Here is an 18,693-nt window from a genome sequence, read left to right on the forward strand (position 1 = left end):
GGCGTATATGCGCGAAAAGTCAAATTATGGTTTCGTAAATATTCGTTTTCCGTCAAACCAGCCGCTGCATCCAGCCCAGCAGCCGCCGCATCCGCGTGCCATAGGGGGCAAACAGCAGCGGCGCGGGCGACAGCCGGTTGCGCAACACCGCCTTGTCATGGCTGAAATCGCGGAACCCCGCCTCGCCATGCGTGGCGCCAATGCCCGACCCGTTCACCCCGCCGAACGGCAGGTTCGGATGCGCGCTGTGCAGCAGCGTCAGATTGACCCCCACCGCCCCCGAGGAGGTTTCGGCGATCACCCGCTCCACCAGCGCGCGGTCCCGCTCGAACACATACAGCGCCAGCGGCTTGGGCCGGGCATTGATCCGCGCGATCACCGCGCCCAGATCGTCATAGGCGATCAGCGGCAGGATCGGGCCAAAGATCTCTTCCCGGTCCAGCCCGCAATCCGGGGTCAGCGCCTCGATCACCGTCGGCGCGATGCGGCGCCCGCGCATCCCCCCGCCCGCCACGATCCGCGCGCCCTGCGCCAAAGCCTCGCCCAGCAGGCCCGACAGGCGCTGCGCATGGCGCGGGCTGATGACATCCGCCAGATCGGGCGAGGCCAGCCCCGCCGGATAGGCCCGCGCGATCGCCGCCCGCAGCGCCGCCTTGAACGGCGCGGCGACCGCGCTGTGGACAAACACATGGTCGGGCGCGACGCAGGTCTGCCCGGCATTGGTGAACTTGCCGAACACCACCCAGCGCGCCGCCCGCTCCAGATCGGCCCCCGGCCCGATGAGGCAGGGCGATTTGCCGCCCAGCTCCAGCGTGACCGAGGCCAGCACCTTTGCCCCCGCCGCCATGACCAGCCGCCCCACCTCGGGGCTGCCGGTGAAGAAGATATGGTCGAAGGGCAGCGCCAGCAGCCGTTCCGCCACCGTCTTGTCCCCTTCGATCACCGTCACCAGATCGGGCGCAAACACCTCCGCCACCAGATCCGCGATCAGCGCCGAGGTGGCGGGCGTCAGCTCCGACGGTTTCACGATGGCGCTGTTGCCCGCCGCCAGACAGCTGACCAGCGGCGACAGCGCCAGATTGAGCGGATAGTTCCACGGCGCGATGATCAGGCACACGCCCTTCGGCTCGGGCCGCAACTGGGCCGAGGTGCCAAAGGCCGCCAGCGCAGGCCGCACCCGGCGCGGCCGCATCCAGCGCGCCAGATGGCGGTTTGCATGGCTGATTTCCTGCAATACCGGCAGGATCTCGGTCAGCACGGTTTCCGCGGCGGGCTTGCCGAAATCGGCCTGCAACGCCGCGATGATCTGCGCCTCGCGCGCCCGCACCGCCGCCCCCAGCCGGGCCAGCGCCGCGCGCCGGGCCGCCAGCCCGAAGTCCTGCCGCCGCACCGCCTGCGCCGCCCGCTGCCGCGTGAAGGCCGAAAGTTCCAGATCCTGCCGCATCGCATCCTCCGTTTGGACCCGAGTCTAGCCGACCCCGCGCCGCAGCGGCACAAGACGCAACGTCACCCCGCGCCGCCCGGCGATTCTGCCCCACGCAAGCGGAATATTTCACGACAACGCCGCCCCCAGCCCGCTTCCGGGGCCGTCTTTTACAAAACTGTCACACGAATCTTACATAGGGTTCACAGCGCGCGGCTACCCCACCGCCAAGGACGCCCGACGCGTCCCGAAAACGGACTTTGCAGGAGCAACCCATGTCTGCCATGAAACTCACCGCGTCAGTGATCGCCATTGCCGCCGTCTCGGCCACCGCCGCGATGGCCCGCGACAACCTTCAGGTTGCCGGTTCCTCGACCGTGCTGCCCTATGCCACCATCGTGGCCGAAGCCTTCGGCGAAAACTTCGACTTCCCGACCCCGGTCGTGGAAGGTGGCGGTTCGGGCGCTGGCCGCAAGAAACTGTGCGAAGGCGTGGGCGAAAACACCATCGACATCGCCAACTCCTCCTCGCGCATCAAGCAGTCCGACATCGACCTGTGCAAGACCAACGGCGTCGAAGAGATCATGGAAGTCCGCTTCGGCTATGACGGCATCGTCTTCGCCTCGGATATCGCTGGCCCCGATTTCGCCCTGACCCCGGCTGACGTGTTCGGCGCGCTGGGTGCCACCGTTGCCAAGGACGGCGCGCTGGTTGCCAACGCCGCCAAGACCTGGGCCGATGTGAACGCCACCCTGCCCGCGCAGGATATCCTGGCCTTCATCCCGGGCACCAAGCACGGCACCCGCGAAGTGTTCGACGTCAAGCTGCTGGAAGAAGGCTGCAAGGCCACCGGCGCCTATGACCTGTTCCTCGCCGCCTCGACCGGCGCCGATGACGACGCCAAGAAAGAAGAAGCTGTCGACAACTGCCTGAAGGTCCGCACCGACGGCGCCTCGGTCGATATCGACGGTGACTATACCGAAACCCTGTCGCGCATCGCCGCCAACAAGAACGCCGTCGGCGTGTTCGGCCTGTCGTTCTACCAGAACAACACCGACAAGCTGAAGGTCGCCACCATCGACGGCATCGTCCCGACCACCGAAACCATCGCCGCCGGCGACTATCCGGTGTCGCGTCCGCTGTTCTTCTACGTCAAGAAAGCGCATATCGGCGTGATCCCCGGCCTGAAGGAATATATCGAGTTCTTCGTGTCCGACGATATGGCCGGCCCGGACGGCCCGCTGGCCGCCTATGGCCTCGTGTCCGACCCGGAACTGGCCGCGACGCAGGCTGCCGTGGCCGCCGAAACCCCGATGGCACCGCTGAAGTAACCTGACCCCCAGGGGTGGCGCAGCTCCCGCGCCACCCCTTCCCTTTCATACGGACGCGAACATATGAGCGTTGGTCTCCTTTCCCTGATCGTCTTGGGCCTTGCCGTCCTTGGCTACCTTCTCGGGCGCCAACGGGCGCTTTCCGCCGTGAAGGGCGATCCGCGCGCCCTGCATTCGCTGCCGTCCTATTATGGCGCCTCGGTGGCGCTGTTCACCGCCGTGCCCGCACTGCTGGTGATGGTCGTCTGGCTGTTCCTCCAGCCCACGATCCTTGAAACCCGCACCGCCGCGCTGATCCCGCAGGAAAACATCGCCGCTTCCGGTGGCAACATCAGCCTGGTGATGGCCGATGTGCGCCGCATCGCCGAAGGGCTGGATGCCGTCGCCGCCCGCGCCGGGCTGGACGAGGCAGGCATTCAGGCCATGCGCGCCGATCTGAGCGACATGCGCAGCCGTCTGGCCGAAGTGGGCGTGGCACTTGGCGCCAATGTCGATCCCGCCGTGTTCGAGGCGGCAAAGACCTATCGCAGCCTTGGCAACAGCCTGCACAGCGCCATGGCGCTGGTCGTGCTGCTGGCGGCGGCTTTGGGCTTTGCCTTCGCGCTGTGGCGCATTTCGCCGCAACTGCGCGCCCGCAATCTGGTGGAACAGTTCATTCAGGTGCTGCTGATCGCCTCGTCGCTGATCGCCGTCGCCACCACCTTCGGCATCATCGCCTCGCTGGTGGTCGAAAGCTGGCACTTCTTCCGCCTGTATCCCGCTGGCGACTTCTTCTTCTCCACCACCTGGAACCCGCAATTCCGCGGCGGCTCGTCGCTCGGGCTCTGGCCGCTGGTCTGGGGCACGCTGTATGTCAGCTTCATCGCCCTGCTGGTGGCAGCCCCCATTGGCCTGATGGCCGCGATCTACCTGTCGGAATATGCCGGCCCGAAGATGCGCGCCACGGCCAAGCCGCTGCTGGAAATCCTCGCCGGTATCCCCTCCATCGTCTACGGCCTGTTCGCCCTTGTCACCGTCGGCCCCCTGCTGCGCGACTACTTCGCCCAGCCGCTGGGTCTGGGCGACAGTTCGTCCTCGGTGATGACGGCGGGTGTGGTCATGGGCATCATGCTGATCCCCTATGTCTCGTCGCTGTCCGATGACATCATCAACGCCGTGCCGCAGGCCATGCGCGACGGCTCGTTCGGCCTTGGCGCCACGCAGTCGGAAACCGTGAAACGCGTGGTCCTGCCCGCCGCCCTGCCCGGCATCGTCGGCGCCGTGCTGCTGGCCGCCAGCCGCGCCATCGGCGAAACCATGATCGTCGTCATGGGCGCAGGCGCCGCCGCCAAGCTCAGCCTCAACCCGTTCGAGGCGATGACCACCGTCACCGTGAAGATCGTCAGCCAGCTGACCGGCGATACCGAATTCGCCAGCCCCGAAACGCTGGTCGCCTTCGCCCTTGGCCTGACGCTGTTCTGCTTCACCCTCGCCCTCAACGTCCTCGCGCTCGTCATCGTGCGCAAGTATCGGGAGCAATACGAATGACCGACGCGACGCTGCACGGGGGCCACGCCGCCCCAAGGTCGCTGCTGGCCACCGACGCCCGCACCCGCCGCCGCAAGGCCGCCGAAACCCGCTTCCGTCTCTATGGCCTCACCGCGGTCGGCCTCGGCCTCGTGGCGCTGGTCTTCCTGATGTGGTCGATCCTCGGCAACGGCATGGGCGCCTTCCGCCAGACCTATTTCGAGATCCCGGTCGAACTGTCCGAAGCCACGCTCGACAAATCCGGCACCCGCGACCCGGCGGTGATGAAGAAAGTCACCACTGTCGGCTATGGCAAGATCCTGCAAAAGGCGCTGGAGGCGGAACTCGCCGCCCGCAACATCGACACCGGCACGATGAAGGCCAAAGACGTGATGGGCCTGCTGTCCAAGGAAGCCCCCGCCGATCTGCGCAACATGGTGCTGGCCGATCCCGCGCTGGTGGGCCAGACCATCACCTTCGAAGCCTTCGCCACCAGCCGGGTGGACGGATACTTCAAGGGTCGCGTCACCATGGAAAGTGCGGCGCGCGACAGCAACATCTCGCCCGAGCAACTCGCCGTGGCGCAGAAGATGGCCGATGCCGGGCTGATCACCACCCAGTTCAACCTCGGCTTCCTGTCGATGCCCGACGCTTCGGAACTCCGCCCCGAGGCGGCCGGTCTGGGCGTGGCGATCCTCGGCTCGGCCTACATGATGTTCATCGTGCTGCTGCTCGCCCTGCCGATCGGCGTTGCCACCTCGATCTATCTCGAAGAACTGGCGCCGAAGAACAAATGGACCGACATGATCGAGGTGAACATCGCCAACCTCGCCGCCGTGCCCTCCATCGTCTACGGCATCCTCGCGCTGGCGCTGTTCATCAACTTCATGGGCCTGCCGCAATCGGCCCCCATCGTCGGCGGCCTCGTGCTGACGCTGATGACCCTGCCCACCATCATCATCGCCACCCGTGCGGCGCTGAAGGCGGTGCCGCCCTCGATACGCGATGCGGCACTCGGGGTGGGCGCGTCGAAGATGCAGGCGATCTTCCACCACGTCCTGCCGCTGGCCATGCCCGGCATCCTGACCGGCACCATCCTCGGTCTGGCCCGCGCCCTTGGCGAAAGCGCCCCCCTGCTGCTGATCGGCATGGTGGCCTTCGTGAAGGATTTCCCCGCCGCGCCGCCGGAAGGCCTGATGCAGCCCGCGACTGCCCTGCCCGTGCAGGTCTATCAATGGACGCAGCGCTCCGATCCGGCCTTTGTGGAACGGGCCTCCGGTGCCATCATCGTGCTGCTTGCCTTCCTTCTCATCATGAACGCGGTCGCCATCATCCTGCGCCGCCGCTTTGAACGCCGCTGGTAATGAGGCCCGCCATGAACGACATGCGTATTCTGGACCGTGACGTGTCCGCCAACACGACCAAGATCACCGCCCGTGGCGTGCAGGTCTATTACGGCGAAAACCACGCCCTGAAGGATGTCGATGTCGATATCCTCGCAGGGACCGTGACCGCCTTCATCGGCCCCTCGGGCTGCGGCAAATCCACCTTCCTGCGCTGCCTGAACCGCATGAACGACACCGTGGCCTCGGCCCGCGTGCTGGGCGAGATCAAGCTGGACGGCGAAGACATCTATGACAAGCGGGTGGACCCGGTGGTCCTGCGCGCCCGCATCGGCATGGTGTTCCAGAAGCCCAACCCCTTCCCCAAGTCGATCTATGAAAACGTGGCTTACGGCCCGCGCATCCATGGCCTGACCCGCTCGCGCAGCGAGCTGGACGAGGTGGTGGAAACCGCGCTGAAGAAAGCCGCCCTGTGGAACGAGGTGAAGGACCGCCTGCAATCCCCCGGCACCGGCCTGTCGGGCGGCCAGCAGCAGCGCCTCTGCATCGCCCGCGCCATCGCCACCTCGCCCGAGGTGCTGCTGATGGACGAACCCTGCTCGGCGCTCGATCCCATCGCCACCGCCCAGGTCGAAGAACTGATCGACGAGCTGCGCGCGCATTTCTCGGTGGTGATCGTCACCCACTCCATGCAGCAGGCCGCCCGCGTCTCGCAGCGCACTGCCTTCTTCCACCTTGGCCATCTCGTCGAATATGGCGAAACCGGCCAGATCTTCACCAATCCGCGCGACCCGCGCACCGAATCCTACATCACCGGCCGGATCGGCTGAGGAGAAGATGATGATGAATACCGACAAGCACATCGTTTCGTCCTTCGACCGCGATCTGGAAGGCGTGCAGGCGCTGGTGATGAAGATGGGCGGCCTGGTCGAGGCCGCCATGCTGGATGCCGCCCAGGCGCTCGACACCCGCGACGAGGAACTGGCGCAGCGCGTGCGCGCCGGTGACAAGGCCATCGACGCGCTGGAAGAACAGATCCATACCGAATGCGCCCGGCTGATCGCCCTGCGCAGCCCCACCGCCTCGGATCTGCGCACCGTGCTGACGGTGATGCGCATCGCGGGCAATCTGGAACGCTGCGGCGATTACGCCAAGAACCTCGCCAAGCGCGGCACCCTGCTGGCCCAGATGACGCCGATCGAAGGCGCCACCGGCTCGATCCGCCGCATGACCAAGGCGGTGGTGCTGATGCTGAAAGACGCGCTGGACGCCTATATCCAGCGCGATGCCAGCGTCGCCGCCGACGTGCGCCTGCGCGACCGCGAGGTGGACCAGATGTATAACGCGCTGTTCCGCGAATTCCTGACCCATATGCTGGAAGACCCGCGCAACATCACCCCCTGCATGCACCTGCATTTCATCGCCAAGAACATCGAACGCGTCGGCGACCATGCGACCGGCATCGCCGAACAGGTGGTCTATCTGGTGGAAGGCAAACTGCCCGAGGATGACCGCCCGAAGGATTCCGGCGTCACCGCCCTTGCCGCCGCCTCCACCACCGGCACCGGGGCCTGACCCATGGCCTCGCAGGAACAGCCGACCGTGCTGCTGGTGGAAGACGAACCCGCGCAGCGCGAGGTGCTTGCCTATAACCTTGAGGCCGAGGGCTTCGCCGTCACCACCGCAGGCGACGGCGAAGAGGCGTTGATGCTGATCGACGAGGCCGCACCCGACATCATCATCCTCGACTGGATGATGCCCAACCTCTCGGGGATCGAGGTCTGCCGCCGCCTGAAGATGCGCCCGGAAACCCGGGGCATCCCGATCATCCTGCTGTCGGCGCGGGCGGAAGAGGTGGACCGGGTGCGCGGGCTGGAAACCGGCGCGGATGACTATGTGGTCAAACCCTATTCCGTGCTGGAACTGATGGCCCGCGCCCGCGCGCAACTGCGCCGCGTGCGCCCCTCGACCGCAGGCGTGGTGCTGGAATTCAGCGACATCCGGCTGGACCCGGAAACCCACCGCGTCTACCGCGCCAACAATGTGCTGAAACTCGGCCCGACCGAGTTCCGGCTGCTGACCACCTTCATGGAAAAACCGGGCCGGGTGTGGAGCCGTGAGGCGCTGCTGGACCGGGTCTGGGGCCGCGACATCTATGTCGATACCCGCACGGTCGATGTGCATATCGGTCGGTTGCGCAAGGCGCTGTGCCAGTTCGGCGGCGACGACCCGCTGCGCACCGTGCGCGGCGCGGGCTACGCGCTCGGCTGAACCGCAAGGCCGCCCGATCCTTCTGCGAAGGATCGGCACCCCGCCCCGGCGGCAGTTCCCGATCCCCCCAGCCTTTCCCGATCCTGTCGTCGCCGGGGGCTGTCTGCCCCCGCCGCCCCGCCTGCGGCGCGGCGCCCCCGAGGATATTTGAAAACAGAAAATGAAGGGCAGACACGCCGTGCATTTTCTGTTCGGAAATATCCTCGGGGGGAGGCGCGCGCAGCGCGTCGGGGGGCAGACAGCCCCCCGCGACAGCGGCCACAGGGCGCGCCGCCCGGGCAGGGGTCACTGGTGGCGCAGCGCCTCGATCGGGTCCAGCCGGGCGGCGCGTCGGGCCGGGAAATAACCGAAGATCACCCCCACCACCGCCGAGAACAGGAAGGCCAGTGCCACCACGGCGGGTGAGGGGGCAAAGGGGATCGACATGAACCCCGAGGCCAGCGCCGCCAGCGCCAGCCCGACCACGATCCCCAGCACGCCGCCCGCCAGCGACAGCACCACCGCCTCGACCAGAAACTGCGTCAGCACCTGCCCGGAGGTGGCCCCCACCGACAGGCGGATGCCGATCTCGCGGGTGCGTTCGGTCACCGAGACCAGCATGATGTTCATGATGCCGATGCCGCCCACCAGCAGGCTGACCGCCGCGACGGAACTGAGCATCCCGGTCAGGATCGTGCTGATCCCCGACAGGGTGGCCGCGATCTGTTTCAGGTCGGTCACCTGAAAATCCTGTTCCGCCCCCGGCGCGATGCGGCGGCGTTCGCGCATCAGGCTTTCGATCTCTGCCACGCCGCGGGTGGTGGACACGCCATTGCGCAGCCCGATCGAGACGCTGTTCACATCCTGCGATCCGGCCAGCCGCCGCTGCACCGCGCGCACCGGCATCATCACCACATCATCCTGATCCTGCCCGAAGCTGGAGGCGCCCTTGGCCCCCAGCAGCCCGATCACCGTGCAAGAGACGTTCTTCACCCGCAGCGTCTCGCCCGTGGGGTCGGTATTGCCGAAGATCTTCTGCCGCACCGTCTCGCCCAGCAGGCAGACCGCCGATCCGCCGCGTTCCTCTGATTCCGTGAAGGCGCGGCCCTTGCGCAGGGTCCAGCCGCCGAGGCTCAGGTAATCGGCGCTGGTGCCGGTGACCGTGGTGGCGACGTTCAGGTTGCCCGCCACCACCGTCTGGCTGGTGGAAACGACCGGCGCCGCGACTTCGACCACCGGCAGCGCCTTGATCGCCGCCACATCGGTCAGCCGGAAGGCGGGTGCCGCCTCCCGCGTGCCCGGCCCCATGCTCTGCTTGCCGGGCCGCAGGATCAGCAGGTTGGTGCCCAGGCTTTCCACCTGCGCCGTCACCTGCGCCGATGAGCCCTGCCCCACCGTGACCATGGCGATCACCGCCGCCACGCCGATCACCACGCCCAGCACGGTCAGCAAGGACCGCATCACATTGCGCCGGATCGCCTGCACCGCCAGCCGGATGGTTTCCCACAGCATCAGGCCGCCCCCGCCTTGCGTTCATCTTTCGACACGCGCCCATCGACAAACACGATCAGCCGTGTGGCGAATTCGGCCATGTCTTCCTCATGCGTCACCATCACGATGGTGATCCCCTCGCGGTTCAGCGCCACCAGCAACTCCATGATCTCGCGCGAGCGGTGGGTGTCGAGGTTGCCCGTCGGCTCGTCCGCCAGAATGACCAGCGGATCGCCCGCCAGCGCACGGGCGATGGCCACGCGCTGCTGCTGGCCGCCCGACAGTTGCGAAGGTTGATGCGCCTCGCGCCCGGCCAGTCCCACCTTTTCCAGCGCCGCCCGCGCCCGCACCAGCCGTTCTGCCCGGGGCAAACCCTTGTAGATCATCGGCAATTCGACATTTTCCAGCGCCGAGGTGCGCGACAGCAGGTTGAACCCCTGAAACACGAAGCCCAGATAGTGGCGCCGCAGCAGCGCGCGGGCATCCTGCGACACCTGCCCCACCTCCACCCCGTTGAACAGATAGTCGCCCGCGCTCGGCCGATCCAGACAGCCGATGATGTTCATCGCGGTGGATTTGCCCGACCCGGACGGCCCCATGATCGCCACGAACTCGCCCTCGGCAATCGTCAGGCTCACCCCGTCCAGCGCCCGCACCTCGGCCTCGCCCTCGCCGTAAATGCGCGAGACGTTGCGGAATTCGATCAGCGGCGCATCCATCGCTCACTCCGCCCCGGTCTGATCGGTGATCACCAGATCGCCCTCGGCAATCTCGCCCTCGCGCAACTCGGTGCGCTTGCCGTCGCTGTCGCCTGCCACCACCGGCACTTCCACCGGCACGCCGCCGCGCAGCACCCAGACGCTGCTGCCCGCGCTGCCCGACGATTGCGCCCCCGCAGGCGCGCGGGGCATCAGCATCCCCAACAGCCCGCTGCCGGACCGCGATCCCGAGGTGCTGGCCGCCGTCTGCGGCGGCGTATAGCGCAGCGCGGCATTGGGCACGCTCAACGCCGCCTCAACCCGCTTCACGGTAATATCCGCCGTCGCCGTCATGCCGGGGCGCAGCAGGCCTTCCGAGTTGTCGACCCGCAGCACGCCCTTGTAGGTCACCACCCCGTCGGTTTCCTCGGGGGCATAGCGCAACTGGGTGATTTCGGCGGGGAACTTGCGGCCCTGATAGGCCTCGACCGTGAAGTCCGCCTGATTGCCCACCACCACCTGCCCGATATCGGCCTCGTCAATATCCACCTGCAATTCCATCCGGCTCAGATCCTCGGCCAGCGTGAACAGCACCGGCGCCGACAGCGACGAGGCGACGATCTGCCCCGGTTCCGCCGCCCGGTCCAGCACGATGCCACGGATGGGCGAGCGGATCGTGGCGGTTTCCAGATCGGCGCGCTGCAGCGAAAGATTGGCCTCGGCCAGCGTCAGATCGGCCTCGGCGCTTTGCAGCGCCGCCCTGGCCCGCGCATCCGTCGCCGACGCCGTATCAAGGCTGGTCTGGCTGGTGATGCCGCGCCGGTCCAGCTCCACCGCGCGCCGATATTCCGCCGCCGTTTCCTGCACCGTGGCCTGCGCCTGCGCCACCCGCGCCTTCGCCCCGGCCAAAGACGCTTCGGCATTGGCGACCTGCGCCTGCAGCTTGGTCGTATCCAGCTGCGCCAGAACCTGCCCCACCGCCACCGCGTCGTTGTAATCCACCTCTACCGAGGCCAGCGTGCCCGACAGTTCGGACGACACCTCGACCTCGGTCGTCGGCTGCACCGTGCCGGTGGCCGTGACAATCACCACCAGATCGCCCCGCTCCACCGCCTCGGTCGTATAGCTGACCGCGCTGTCCTGCCCGCCCAGCCACAGCCACAGGCCCAGCCCCGCCACCAGCACAAGGCCCAGCGCGGCGATCACCCAGCGGCGCCCGCGCTTCGGGGCAGCCCCCGCCAGCAGTTTCTTCATCGCTTCGGCCTGATCCGCCATGCCCTGCTCCTGTCCTGCGGCACCGGGTTGAATGCCGCGCCCTCTGCCGCCTCTGTCGAATTCTACGCAACCAGCGCGGGTTTCCGTCACCATAAGGCGCAGAAATGATTTGCCCATGACCAAAACCCCGCCCATGCTGCCACCCATTGCCGCAGCCAAAGGCCGGGCCCGCGCCCGATACCGCCATGACCATGGACCACGACCGCGCCTATGCCAATGGCGCCTTCATCGCCGGGGCCGACAGCTATCCACCCCGGTGGGAGGCCGCCGCGCGCGCCTTTCGCGCCGCCCTTGGCCCCTGCGCCCGGCTTGCCCTGCCCTATGGCCCGCAAGACCGCCAGCGGTTCGACCTGTTCCTGCCCGAAACCCAACCGCGCGGGCTGCTGGTCTTCGTCCATGGCGGCTACTGGATGGCCTTCGGGCGCGAAAGCTGGTCGCATCTGGCCGCCGGGGCACTGGCGCGCGGCTGGGCCTGCGCCATGCCCTCCTATACACTGGCCCCCGCCGCAACGATCCCGGCCATGACGCAGGAAATCGCCCACGCCCTTGCCACCGCCAGCGCGCAAATGCCCGGCCTGCCGCTGGTCGTCACCGGCCATTCCGCCGGCGGGCATCTGGCCGCCCGCATGGGCTGCACCGATCTGTCGCTTGCCATACAACCCGCCCGCGTCGTGCCGATCTCGCCCCTGGCCGATCTGACGCCGCTGCTGCACAGCCGGATGAACGACACGCTGGGCCTGACCCCGCAGGACGCCCGCGCCGAAAGCCCGGCGCTGCACGCCCTGCGCCCCGGCACATCCGCCCATATCTGGGTCGGCGGGCAGGAACGCCCCGCCTTTCTGTGGCAGGCCCGCGCCCTTTCGGAAGCGTGGGGCTGCCCGTGGACCGTCGCCCCCGGTCGCCACCATTTCGATGTGATCGACGGGCTGGCCGATCCCGCCTCACCACTCTGCGCCGCCTGTTTCGACGGCATCTGACGCAAAGGCAGATCGGGCGGCAGATTTTCCGCCCTGCCCTGTTGCCAGATCGCCCGCTTTATTATATTCCAAATTATGAATGTGAATGAATGAGGGTCCCATGCCGCTGCGCTCCCTGCTTTCCGCCTCTGTCCTTGCGGCGATCCTTGCCGCACCGCTGGCCGCCCCTTTGGCCGCTGAACCGCTGGCCTATACCGAAATCCGCGACTGGAAGCCGGTCTATGGCCGGATCGAGGCGCGCGATACCCTGCCCGCCCGCGCCCGCATCGGCGGCACACTGATCGCGTTGTCGGTGTCGGAAGGTGACAGCGTGCAGGCCGGGCAGGAACTGGGCCGCATCGTCGATGACAAGCTGGCCTTCCAGCTTTCGGCGGTTGATGCCCAGATCGCGGCCCTCACCTCCTCGCTGACCAATGCCCAGACCGAACTGAAACGCGGCGAGGATCTGCTGGCGCGCGGCGTCGCCACCAAGCAATCCGTCGATGCCCTGCGCACGCAGGCCGATGTGCTGACCGGCCAGATCGCCGCGCAAACCGCCCAGCGCCGCGTGCTGGAACAGCAAACCGCCGAAGGTGCCATCCTCGCCCCGATCACCGGGCGGGTGCTGGATGTGCCGCAAGCCATGGGCGGCGTGGTGATGCCGGGCGAAACCGTGGCCACCGTGGGCGGCGGTGGCTTCTTCCTGCGCCTCGCCGTGCCCGAACGCCATGCCACCCACCTTGAACAGGGCGCCACCATCCCGGTCGAAATGCCGGGGGGCGAGGTGTCTGGCACGCTGGAGCGCATCTATCCCGCCATCGAAAATGGCCGCGTCGTGGCCGATGTCACCGTGCCCGACCTGCCGGATGCCTTCGTCAACGCCCGCGTCGTCGTCCGCCTGCCCGTTGCCACCCGTCAGGCCCTTCTGGTGCCTGCAAGCGCCATCTCCACCCGCTCCGGCCTTGATTTCGTCACCGTCAAAGGGCCGGAAGGTGATACCGCCCGCCTCGTCGTGCCCGGCGCGCGAATGGAACTTGACGGCGTGGCCATGGTCGAAATCCTGTCGGGCCTGCAACCCGGCGATGATCTGGGGGCCGCGCAATGAGCGAAAAGCTGGGCATTGCCGGCGGGCTGACCCGCAGCTTCATTTCCTCGGCGCTGACGCCGCTGTTCATCCTTGCCGCATTGGCGATGGGCCTCGTGGCGCTGATCTCGCTCCCGCGCGAGGAAGAGCCGCAGATTTCCGTGCCGATGATCGACATTCTGATCACCGCACAGGGCTTGAAGGCCGAAGACGGGGTGAAACTGGTCACCGAACCCTTGGAAACCATCGTCAAGGCGATCAACGGCGTCGATCACGTCTATTCCCAGACGCAGGATGACGGCGCCATGGTCACCGCGCGCTTCCTCACCGGCACCTCTGCCGATGCGGCCATCCTGCGCGTGCACGAAAAGATCAACGCCAATCTCGACCAGATCCCGGTCGGCATCCCCGAACCCCTCATCGTCGGGCGCGGCATTGATGACGTGGCCATCGTCTCGCTCACTCTTTCGCCCGAACCCGGGACCGAGGTTTCCCCCGCCGATCTGACCCGCATCGCCCGCGAATTGCGGTCCGAGGTCGCCAAGACCGCCGATGTCGGCCTCACCTATCTGGTGGGCGAGGCGACCGAGGCGATCCGCATCGCCCCCGATCCCGACCGGCTGGCGCTCTATGGCGTGACCCTGCAACAGCTTGCGGGCAAGGTGCAGGACGCCAACCGCTCGCTCAACACCGGCAAGCTGCGCCACGGCGGGCAGGAAATCGCGCTGGTCGCCGGGGAAACCCTCACCGCCCCGGCCGAGGTGGCAAACTTGCTGCTGACCACCCGCGACGGCCGCCCCGTCTATGTCGCCGATGTGGCCGAGGTCAGCTATACCGGCAACACCTCTGACACCATCGTCTCGCACATCACCCGCGCCGAAGACGGCACGCTCAACCGCGCCCCCGCCGTCACGCTGGCCGTCGCCAAACGCGCCGGCGCCAATGCCGTGGTGGTGGCCGAGGCGATCCTGCACAAGGTCGAAAGCCTCGAAGGTCGGCTGATCCCCGAAGGCATCAAGGTCACCGTCACCCGCGACTATGGCGAAACCGCCAATGAAAAGGCCAACGAGCTGCTGTTCCACCTTGGCCTCGCCACCATCTCGATCATCGGGCTGGTGCTGCTGGCGATCGGCTGGCGCGAATCCATCGTGGTGGCGATCGTGATCCCGGTCACCATCCTGCTCACGCTCTTCGCCTCCTGGGTCATGGGCTATACGCTCAACCGCGTCTCGCTGTTCGCGCTGATCTTCTCCATCGGCATCCTGGTCGATGACGCCATCGTGGTGATCGAGAATATCGCCCGCCACTGGGCGCTGGATGCCAAGCGCAGCCGGATGCAGGCCGCCATCGACGCCGTGGCCGAGGTGGGTAACCCCACCATCGTCGCCACGCTGACCGTGGTCGCAGCCCTGCTGCCCATGCTGTTCGTGTCGGGCATGATGGGCCCCTACATGTCGCCGATCCCGGCCAATGCCTCGGCGGCGATGATCTTTTCCTTCTTCGTCGCGGTGATCATCACCCCCTGGCTGATGCTGAAAATCGCGGGCAAGGCCCCCGCCCATGCCCATGATGCCCCCGGCACCATGCCCGGCGGCAGGCTGGGCGCCGGTTTCGCCCGCGTGGCCCGCCCGCTTCTGGCCACCAAGCGCCGCAGCCTGACCTTCCTTCTGGTCACCGCTGCCCTCTCCTTCGGCTCGCTGGGGCTGCTGTATACAAAGCACGTCACCGTCAAACTGCTGCCCTTCGACAACAAGTCGGAACTCTCGGTCACCATTGATCTGGCCGAGGGCGCCAGCCACGAAGCCACCGACCGCGTGGCGCAGGATGTGGCGCGCATCGTCATGGGCCTGCCCGAGGTTCTGTCGGTCGAAACCCATGCCGGGGCGGCGGCGCCGTTCAACTTCAACGGCCTCGTGCGCCACGCCTATATGCGCTCCGAACCGCATATGGGCGAGGTGCAGATCATGCTCGCCCCCAAGGCCGACCGCGACCGCGCCAGCCATGACATCGCGCTGGATATCCGCCAGCGCCTTGCCGCCCTGCCCCTGCCCGCAGGCACCGTGCTGAAAACCGTCGAACCGCCGCCCGGCCCCCCGGTCATGGCCACCCTTCTGGCCGAGGTGTACGGCCCCACCCCCGAAATCCGCCGCGAGGCCGCCACCAAGATCCGGCAGGCATTCAGCCAGATCCCCTATATCGTCGATGTCGATGACAGTTTCGGCGAACAGGCCAACCGCCTGCGCGCCACCATCTCCACCGATGATCTGGAGTTCTTCTCGGTGCAGGAATCCGATGTGTTCGACACGCTGGCCCTGCTCAATGCCGGGCAGACCGTCGGCTATTCGCATCGCGGTGACGGGCGGCAGGCGCTGCCCATCCTGATCCAGCGCCCGAAATCCGACCGCGTGCTGGATGAACGCTTCCTCTCCACCCCCATTCCCGCCAATGTCCTGCCCGGCGCGCGCGGCGTGGTGGAACTGGGCGATGTGGTGCAGGTCGCCGCCGAAAAGGCCTCCTTCCCGATCTTCCGCCACAATGGCCGCGCCGCCGAAATGGTCACCGCCGAACTGGCCGGGGCCTTCGAGGCGCCGCTGTATGGCATGTTCGCCGTGGCCGACCAGATCGAACAAATGGACTGGCCCGAAGGCCAGAAACCCACCATCGCCTTCCATGGCCAGCCCGAGGATGAATCCGCCGTCACCCTGCTCTGGGATGGCGAATGGGAGGTGACCTTCGTCACCTTCCGCGACATGGGCGCCGCCTTCGGCGTGGCCCTGCTGGGCATCTACATCCTTGTCGTGGCGCAATTCGGCAGCTTCCGCCTGCCGCTGGTGATCCTGACGCCGATCCCGCTCACCTTCCTCGGCATCATGCTGGGGCACTGGATCTTCGACGCGCCCTTCTCGGCCACCTCGATGATCGGCTTCATCGCGCTGGCCGGGATCATCGTGCGCAACTCGATCCTGCTGGTGGATTTCATCCGCCACACGCCCAGCGATCACGGCCCGGTGGAACTGCTGATCGAGGCCGGGGCGATCCGCTTCAAGCCGATCCTGCTGACCGCCGTCGCGGCGATGATCGGCGCGGTGGTGATTCTGGCCGACCCGATCTTCCAGGGCCTCGCCATTTCGCTGCTGTTCGGGCTGCTCAGCTCTACCCTGCTCACCGTGCTGGTGATCCCGGCGATCTACCGCGTGTTCAAGACCTGAACCGCAACCGCGCTGCGGCAAAGGGCGGGCCATGGGCCCGCCCTTTGCCTTTGCCCCGCAAGGCCCTGCACCCTTTCCAGTTGTGCCGCGCAATGCTAGCCATCAGGCAGTCCCCCTGTTCAGGTTCCGCGTCCCATGTGCACCCTCTGCTCAGCCCTGCGCCCCGATGATCTTGCCGCCGCCAGCGATCTGCACACCGGGGCAGGCACGGGTGCCGCCCTGCCCGTCTACTCGCTGGGCCAGATCGCCAGACAGTTGACCGAAGGGTATTGGGCCTATACCGGCCGCGACATGCGCGCCTTCGCGGTGGAAAACGGCGATACGCTGACCGTCGATTTCGGCCCGCTGTCGCAGGCCGAACGCGCCATCGCCACCGCCGCCCTGCAAGCCTGGACCGATGTCACCGGCATCACCTTCACCGCTTACACCGGCGACGATCCGACCGTGATCGCCGAAACCACCGATGCCGCCACCGGCACCGCCACCACCGCCACCCTTCCGGTGAACGGCGTGTTTTCCGGCGAGATCGACAGCACCGGCGATGCCGATTGGATCAAGGTCACGCTGCAAAAGGGCCAGACCTACCGCATCCTGCTGGAAAGCGCCGAGGATGCCGATGCGCTGGCCGATCCGCTGCTGGCGCTGCACGATGCCACGGGCGCGGTGATCGCCACCAGCGATGACCGCAGCCGCGGCGATCTGAACAGCTTCCTGTCCTTCACCGCCGCCGAAACCGGCACCTATTACCTCTCTGCCGAAAGCGCCACCTCGGGCAGCGGCACCTATTACATGGGGCTGGTGACCGAAGCCGCCCACGGCGCCGACATCAGCTTCGACAACCGCGATTCCGGCGCCTATGCCTATTCCGACGTGGCCGGAACCCGCATCCTCTATTCCTATGTGAACATCGCCAGGAACTGGGACGCGTCGGACCTGTCGCTCAACAGCTACTGGCTGCAGACCTATATCCACGAGATCGGCCACGCGCTCGGCCTCGGCCATGCCGGAAACTACAACACCACCGCCAGTTTCCCCACAGATGCCCATTACGCCAATGACTCGGTCACCAACTCGATCATGTCCTATTTCTTCCAGGGCGAGAATCCGAACATCGAGGCCGATTTCGGCTTCCTCGCCACCGTCATGCCCGCCGACATCCTGGCCATTCAGGACCTGTACGGCAGCGATGTCACCACCCACGCGGGCGATACCACCTATGGGGCGAACAGCAACGTGGATGGCTATCTCGGCGCCATGTTCGCCCAGATCTTCGCCGAGGCGCCCGCCGATCCCGCCGTCTATCAGGGCGAAAACATGGTGCTGACCCTGTATGATACCGGCGGCCATGACCTGCTGGACCTCAGCCCCAGCCGTGGCCCGCAGGTGATCTCGCTGCTGGCCGAAACCTTCTCCTCCATCGGCGGCTACCTCAGCAACCTGACCATCGCGCGCGGCACGGTGATCGAGGATGTCATCGCAGGCGCTGGCGCCGATACCGTGCTGGGCAATGCCGCCGCCAACATGCTCGACGGTGCGGCGGGCAGCGACTGGCTGATCGGCGGCGCAGGCGCCGATACGCTGGCGGGCGGGCTGGGCAACGATCTGCTCAAGGGCGGCGCCGGGCGCGATACCGCCAGCTTCGCCACCGCCACCCGGGGCGTGATCGTCGATCTGGCGCTGACCACCGCCCAATCCACCGGCGCGGGCCAGGACCGCCTCACCGGCGTCGAGAACCTGACCGGCAGCGCCTTCAATGACGGGCTGGGCGGCAACGGCGCCGCCAATGTGCTGGATGGGGTCGCCGGGCGCGACCTGCTGGTCGGGCGCGGCGGCAACGACTGGCTGCTCGGCGGCGCGGGGGCCGATACGCTGTCGGGCGGCCTTGGCCGGGATGCCTTCGTCTTTGCCGCAGGCGCCGATGTGGTGCTCGATTTCACCGATGATGAAGACAGTCTGGTCTTCAGCACCGCCCTGTTCCCCGGCGGCACCACCACCGCCGAAGAGCTTCTGGCCCGCGCCGCCGTTGTGTCGGGCGATACCGTCTTCACCTTCGCCCCCGGCATCCGCCTTATCCTGTCGGGCTTTACCGACATTGCGGCGCTGGCCGATGACCTGCTGCTGATCTGA

The 18,693-nt window shown here is 67.0% G+C and carries 14 protein-coding genes; 10 read left to right on the plus strand and 4 right to left on the minus strand.

Annotated features, from left to right (window positions below):
• Positions 1–52 precede the first annotated feature (52 nt).
• Positions 53–1,444 (minus strand): aldehyde dehydrogenase family protein, encoded by a 1,392-nt coding sequence (locus BMX43_RS07495; protein WP_091299534.1) that lies wholly within the window; start codon positions 1,442–1,444, stop codon positions 53–55.
• Between the two features lie 254 nt (positions 1,445–1,698).
• On the opposite strand from BMX43_RS07495, the gene BMX43_RS07500 reads away from it, so the two are divergent.
• The 6 genes from BMX43_RS07500 to phoB all read left to right on the plus strand — a co-directional run bounded on the left by BMX43_RS07500 (position 1,699) and on the right by phoB (position 7,874).
• Positions 1,699–2,754, plus strand: a complete 1,056-nt coding sequence (locus BMX43_RS07500; RefSeq protein ID WP_091299537.1) for a PstS family phosphate ABC transporter substrate-binding protein — start codon at positions 1,699–1,701, stop codon at positions 2,752–2,754.
• A gap of 63 nt (positions 2,755–2,817) precedes the next feature.
• Entirely contained in the window at positions 2,818–4,281 is a 1,464-nt protein-coding gene (pstC, locus tag BMX43_RS07505; RefSeq protein WP_091299541.1) for a phosphate ABC transporter permease subunit PstC, read from the plus strand.
• Positions 4,278–5,624, plus strand: a complete 1,347-nt coding sequence (pstA, locus tag BMX43_RS07510) for a phosphate ABC transporter permease PstA (protein ID WP_091299543.1) — start codon at positions 4,278–4,280, stop codon at positions 5,622–5,624. The genes pstC and pstA overlap by 4 nt, the downstream gene beginning before the upstream one ends.
• 11 nt (positions 5,625–5,635) lie before the next feature.
• Positions 5,636–6,433: a phosphate ABC transporter ATP-binding protein PstB gene (pstB, locus tag BMX43_RS07515; RefSeq protein ID WP_091299546.1), complete on the plus strand. Its 798-nt coding sequence runs from the start codon at positions 5,636–5,638 to the stop codon at positions 6,431–6,433.
• Between the two features lie 13 nt (positions 6,434–6,446).
• Positions 6,447–7,178, plus strand: a complete 732-nt coding sequence (phoU, locus tag BMX43_RS07520; RefSeq protein ID WP_091300165.1) for a phosphate signaling complex protein PhoU — start codon at positions 6,447–6,449, stop codon at positions 7,176–7,178.
• Positions 7,179–7,181: 3 nt separating this feature from the next.
• Positions 7,182–7,874 (plus strand): phosphate regulon transcriptional regulator PhoB, encoded by a 693-nt coding sequence (gene phoB / locus BMX43_RS07525; protein ID WP_091299549.1) that lies wholly within the window; start codon positions 7,182–7,184, stop codon positions 7,872–7,874.
• 285 nt (positions 7,875–8,159) lie between these two features.
• Here the strand turns inward: phoB and BMX43_RS07530 are convergent, their stop codons facing one another.
• From BMX43_RS07530 to BMX43_RS07540, 3 genes are read right to left on the minus strand one after another with little or no spacing between them, the layout of a single operon-like run.
• The gene (locus BMX43_RS07530) at positions 8,160–9,365 is read right to left on the minus strand and encodes an ABC transporter permease (protein ID WP_091299553.1); all 1,206 of its coding nucleotides are present in this window, start codon (positions 9,363–9,365) and stop codon (positions 8,160–8,162) included.
• A complete protein-coding gene (locus BMX43_RS07535; RefSeq protein WP_091299556.1) occupies positions 9,365–10,063 on the minus strand; it encodes an ABC transporter ATP-binding protein in 699 nt (232 codons plus the stop codon). The genes BMX43_RS07530 and BMX43_RS07535 overlap by 1 nt, the downstream gene beginning before the upstream one ends.
• A gap of 3 nt (positions 10,064–10,066) precedes the next feature.
• Positions 10,067–11,317, minus strand: coding sequence for an efflux RND transporter periplasmic adaptor subunit (locus tag BMX43_RS07540; RefSeq protein WP_091299560.1), 1,251 nt, complete (start codon positions 11,315–11,317; stop codon positions 10,067–10,069).
• Between the two features lie 191 nt (positions 11,318–11,508).
• On the opposite strand from BMX43_RS07540, the gene BMX43_RS07545 reads away from it, so the two are divergent.
• The 4 genes from BMX43_RS07545 to BMX43_RS07560 all read left to right on the plus strand — a co-directional run bounded on the left by BMX43_RS07545 (position 11,509) and on the right by BMX43_RS07560 (position 18,693).
• Entirely contained in the window at positions 11,509–12,294 is a 786-nt protein-coding gene (locus BMX43_RS07545) for an alpha/beta hydrolase (protein ID WP_091300169.1), read from the plus strand.
• A 100-nt stretch (positions 12,295–12,394) separates the two neighbouring features.
• Positions 12,395–13,378 (plus strand): efflux RND transporter periplasmic adaptor subunit, encoded by a 984-nt coding sequence (locus BMX43_RS07550; RefSeq protein WP_091299564.1) that lies wholly within the window; start codon positions 12,395–12,397, stop codon positions 13,376–13,378.
• Positions 13,375–16,566, plus strand: a complete 3,192-nt coding sequence (locus BMX43_RS07555) for an efflux RND transporter permease subunit (protein ID WP_091299566.1) — start codon at positions 13,375–13,377, stop codon at positions 16,564–16,566. The genes BMX43_RS07550 and BMX43_RS07555 overlap by 4 nt, the downstream gene beginning before the upstream one ends.
• A 135-nt stretch (positions 16,567–16,701) precedes the next feature.
• Positions 16,702–18,693, plus strand: coding sequence for a M10 family metallopeptidase C-terminal domain-containing protein (locus tag BMX43_RS07560; protein WP_091299569.1), 1,992 nt, complete (start codon positions 16,702–16,704; stop codon positions 18,691–18,693).

It is taken from the genome of Gemmobacter aquatilis (assembly GCF_900110025.1).
Taxonomy (GTDB): Bacteria; Pseudomonadota; Alphaproteobacteria; order Rhodobacterales; family Rhodobacteraceae; genus Gemmobacter; species Gemmobacter aquatilis.

Excerpts from the sequence above, each read along its gene's own strand:
- pstC (WP_091299541.1), top strand. The coding sequence starts at position 2,818 with ATGAGCGTTGGTCTCCTTTCCCTGATCGTCTTGGGCCTTGCCGTCCTT.
- phoB (WP_091299549.1), top strand. The coding sequence starts at position 7,182 with ATGGCCTCGCAGGAACAGCCGACCGTGCTGCTGGTGGAAGACGAACCC.
- pstA (WP_091299543.1), top strand. The coding sequence starts at position 4,278 with ATGACCGACGCGACGCTGCACGGGGGCCACGCCGCCCCAAGGTCGCTG.
- BMX43_RS07555 (WP_091299566.1), top strand. The coding sequence starts at position 13,375 with ATGAGCGAAAAGCTGGGCATTGCCGGCGGGCTGACCCGCAGCTTCATT.
- pstB (WP_091299546.1), top strand. The coding sequence starts at position 5,636 with ATGAACGACATGCGTATTCTGGACCGTGACGTGTCCGCCAACACGACC.
- BMX43_RS07550 (WP_091299564.1), top strand. The coding sequence starts at position 12,395 with ATGCCGCTGCGCTCCCTGCTTTCCGCCTCTGTCCTTGCGGCGATCCTT.
- BMX43_RS07495 (WP_091299534.1), bottom strand. The coding sequence starts at position 1,444 with ATGCGGCAGGATCTGGAACTTTCGGCCTTCACGCGGCAGCGGGCGGCG.
- BMX43_RS07530 (WP_091299553.1), bottom strand. The coding sequence starts at position 9,365 with ATGCTGTGGGAAACCATCCGGCTGGCGGTGCAGGCGATCCGGCGCAAT.
- BMX43_RS07560 (WP_091299569.1), top strand. The coding sequence starts at position 16,702 with ATGTGCACCCTCTGCTCAGCCCTGCGCCCCGATGATCTTGCCGCCGCC.
- BMX43_RS07535 (WP_091299556.1), bottom strand. The coding sequence starts at position 10,063 with ATGGATGCGCCGCTGATCGAATTCCGCAACGTCTCGCGCATTTACGGC.
- BMX43_RS07545 (WP_091300169.1), top strand. The coding sequence starts at position 11,509 with ATGGACCACGACCGCGCCTATGCCAATGGCGCCTTCATCGCCGGGGCC.
- phoU (WP_091300165.1), top strand. The coding sequence starts at position 6,447 with ATGAATACCGACAAGCACATCGTTTCGTCCTTCGACCGCGATCTGGAA.
- BMX43_RS07500 (WP_091299537.1), top strand. The coding sequence starts at position 1,699 with ATGTCTGCCATGAAACTCACCGCGTCAGTGATCGCCATTGCCGCCGTC.
- BMX43_RS07540 (WP_091299560.1), bottom strand. The coding sequence starts at position 11,317 with ATGGCGGATCAGGCCGAAGCGATGAAGAAACTGCTGGCGGGGGCTGCC.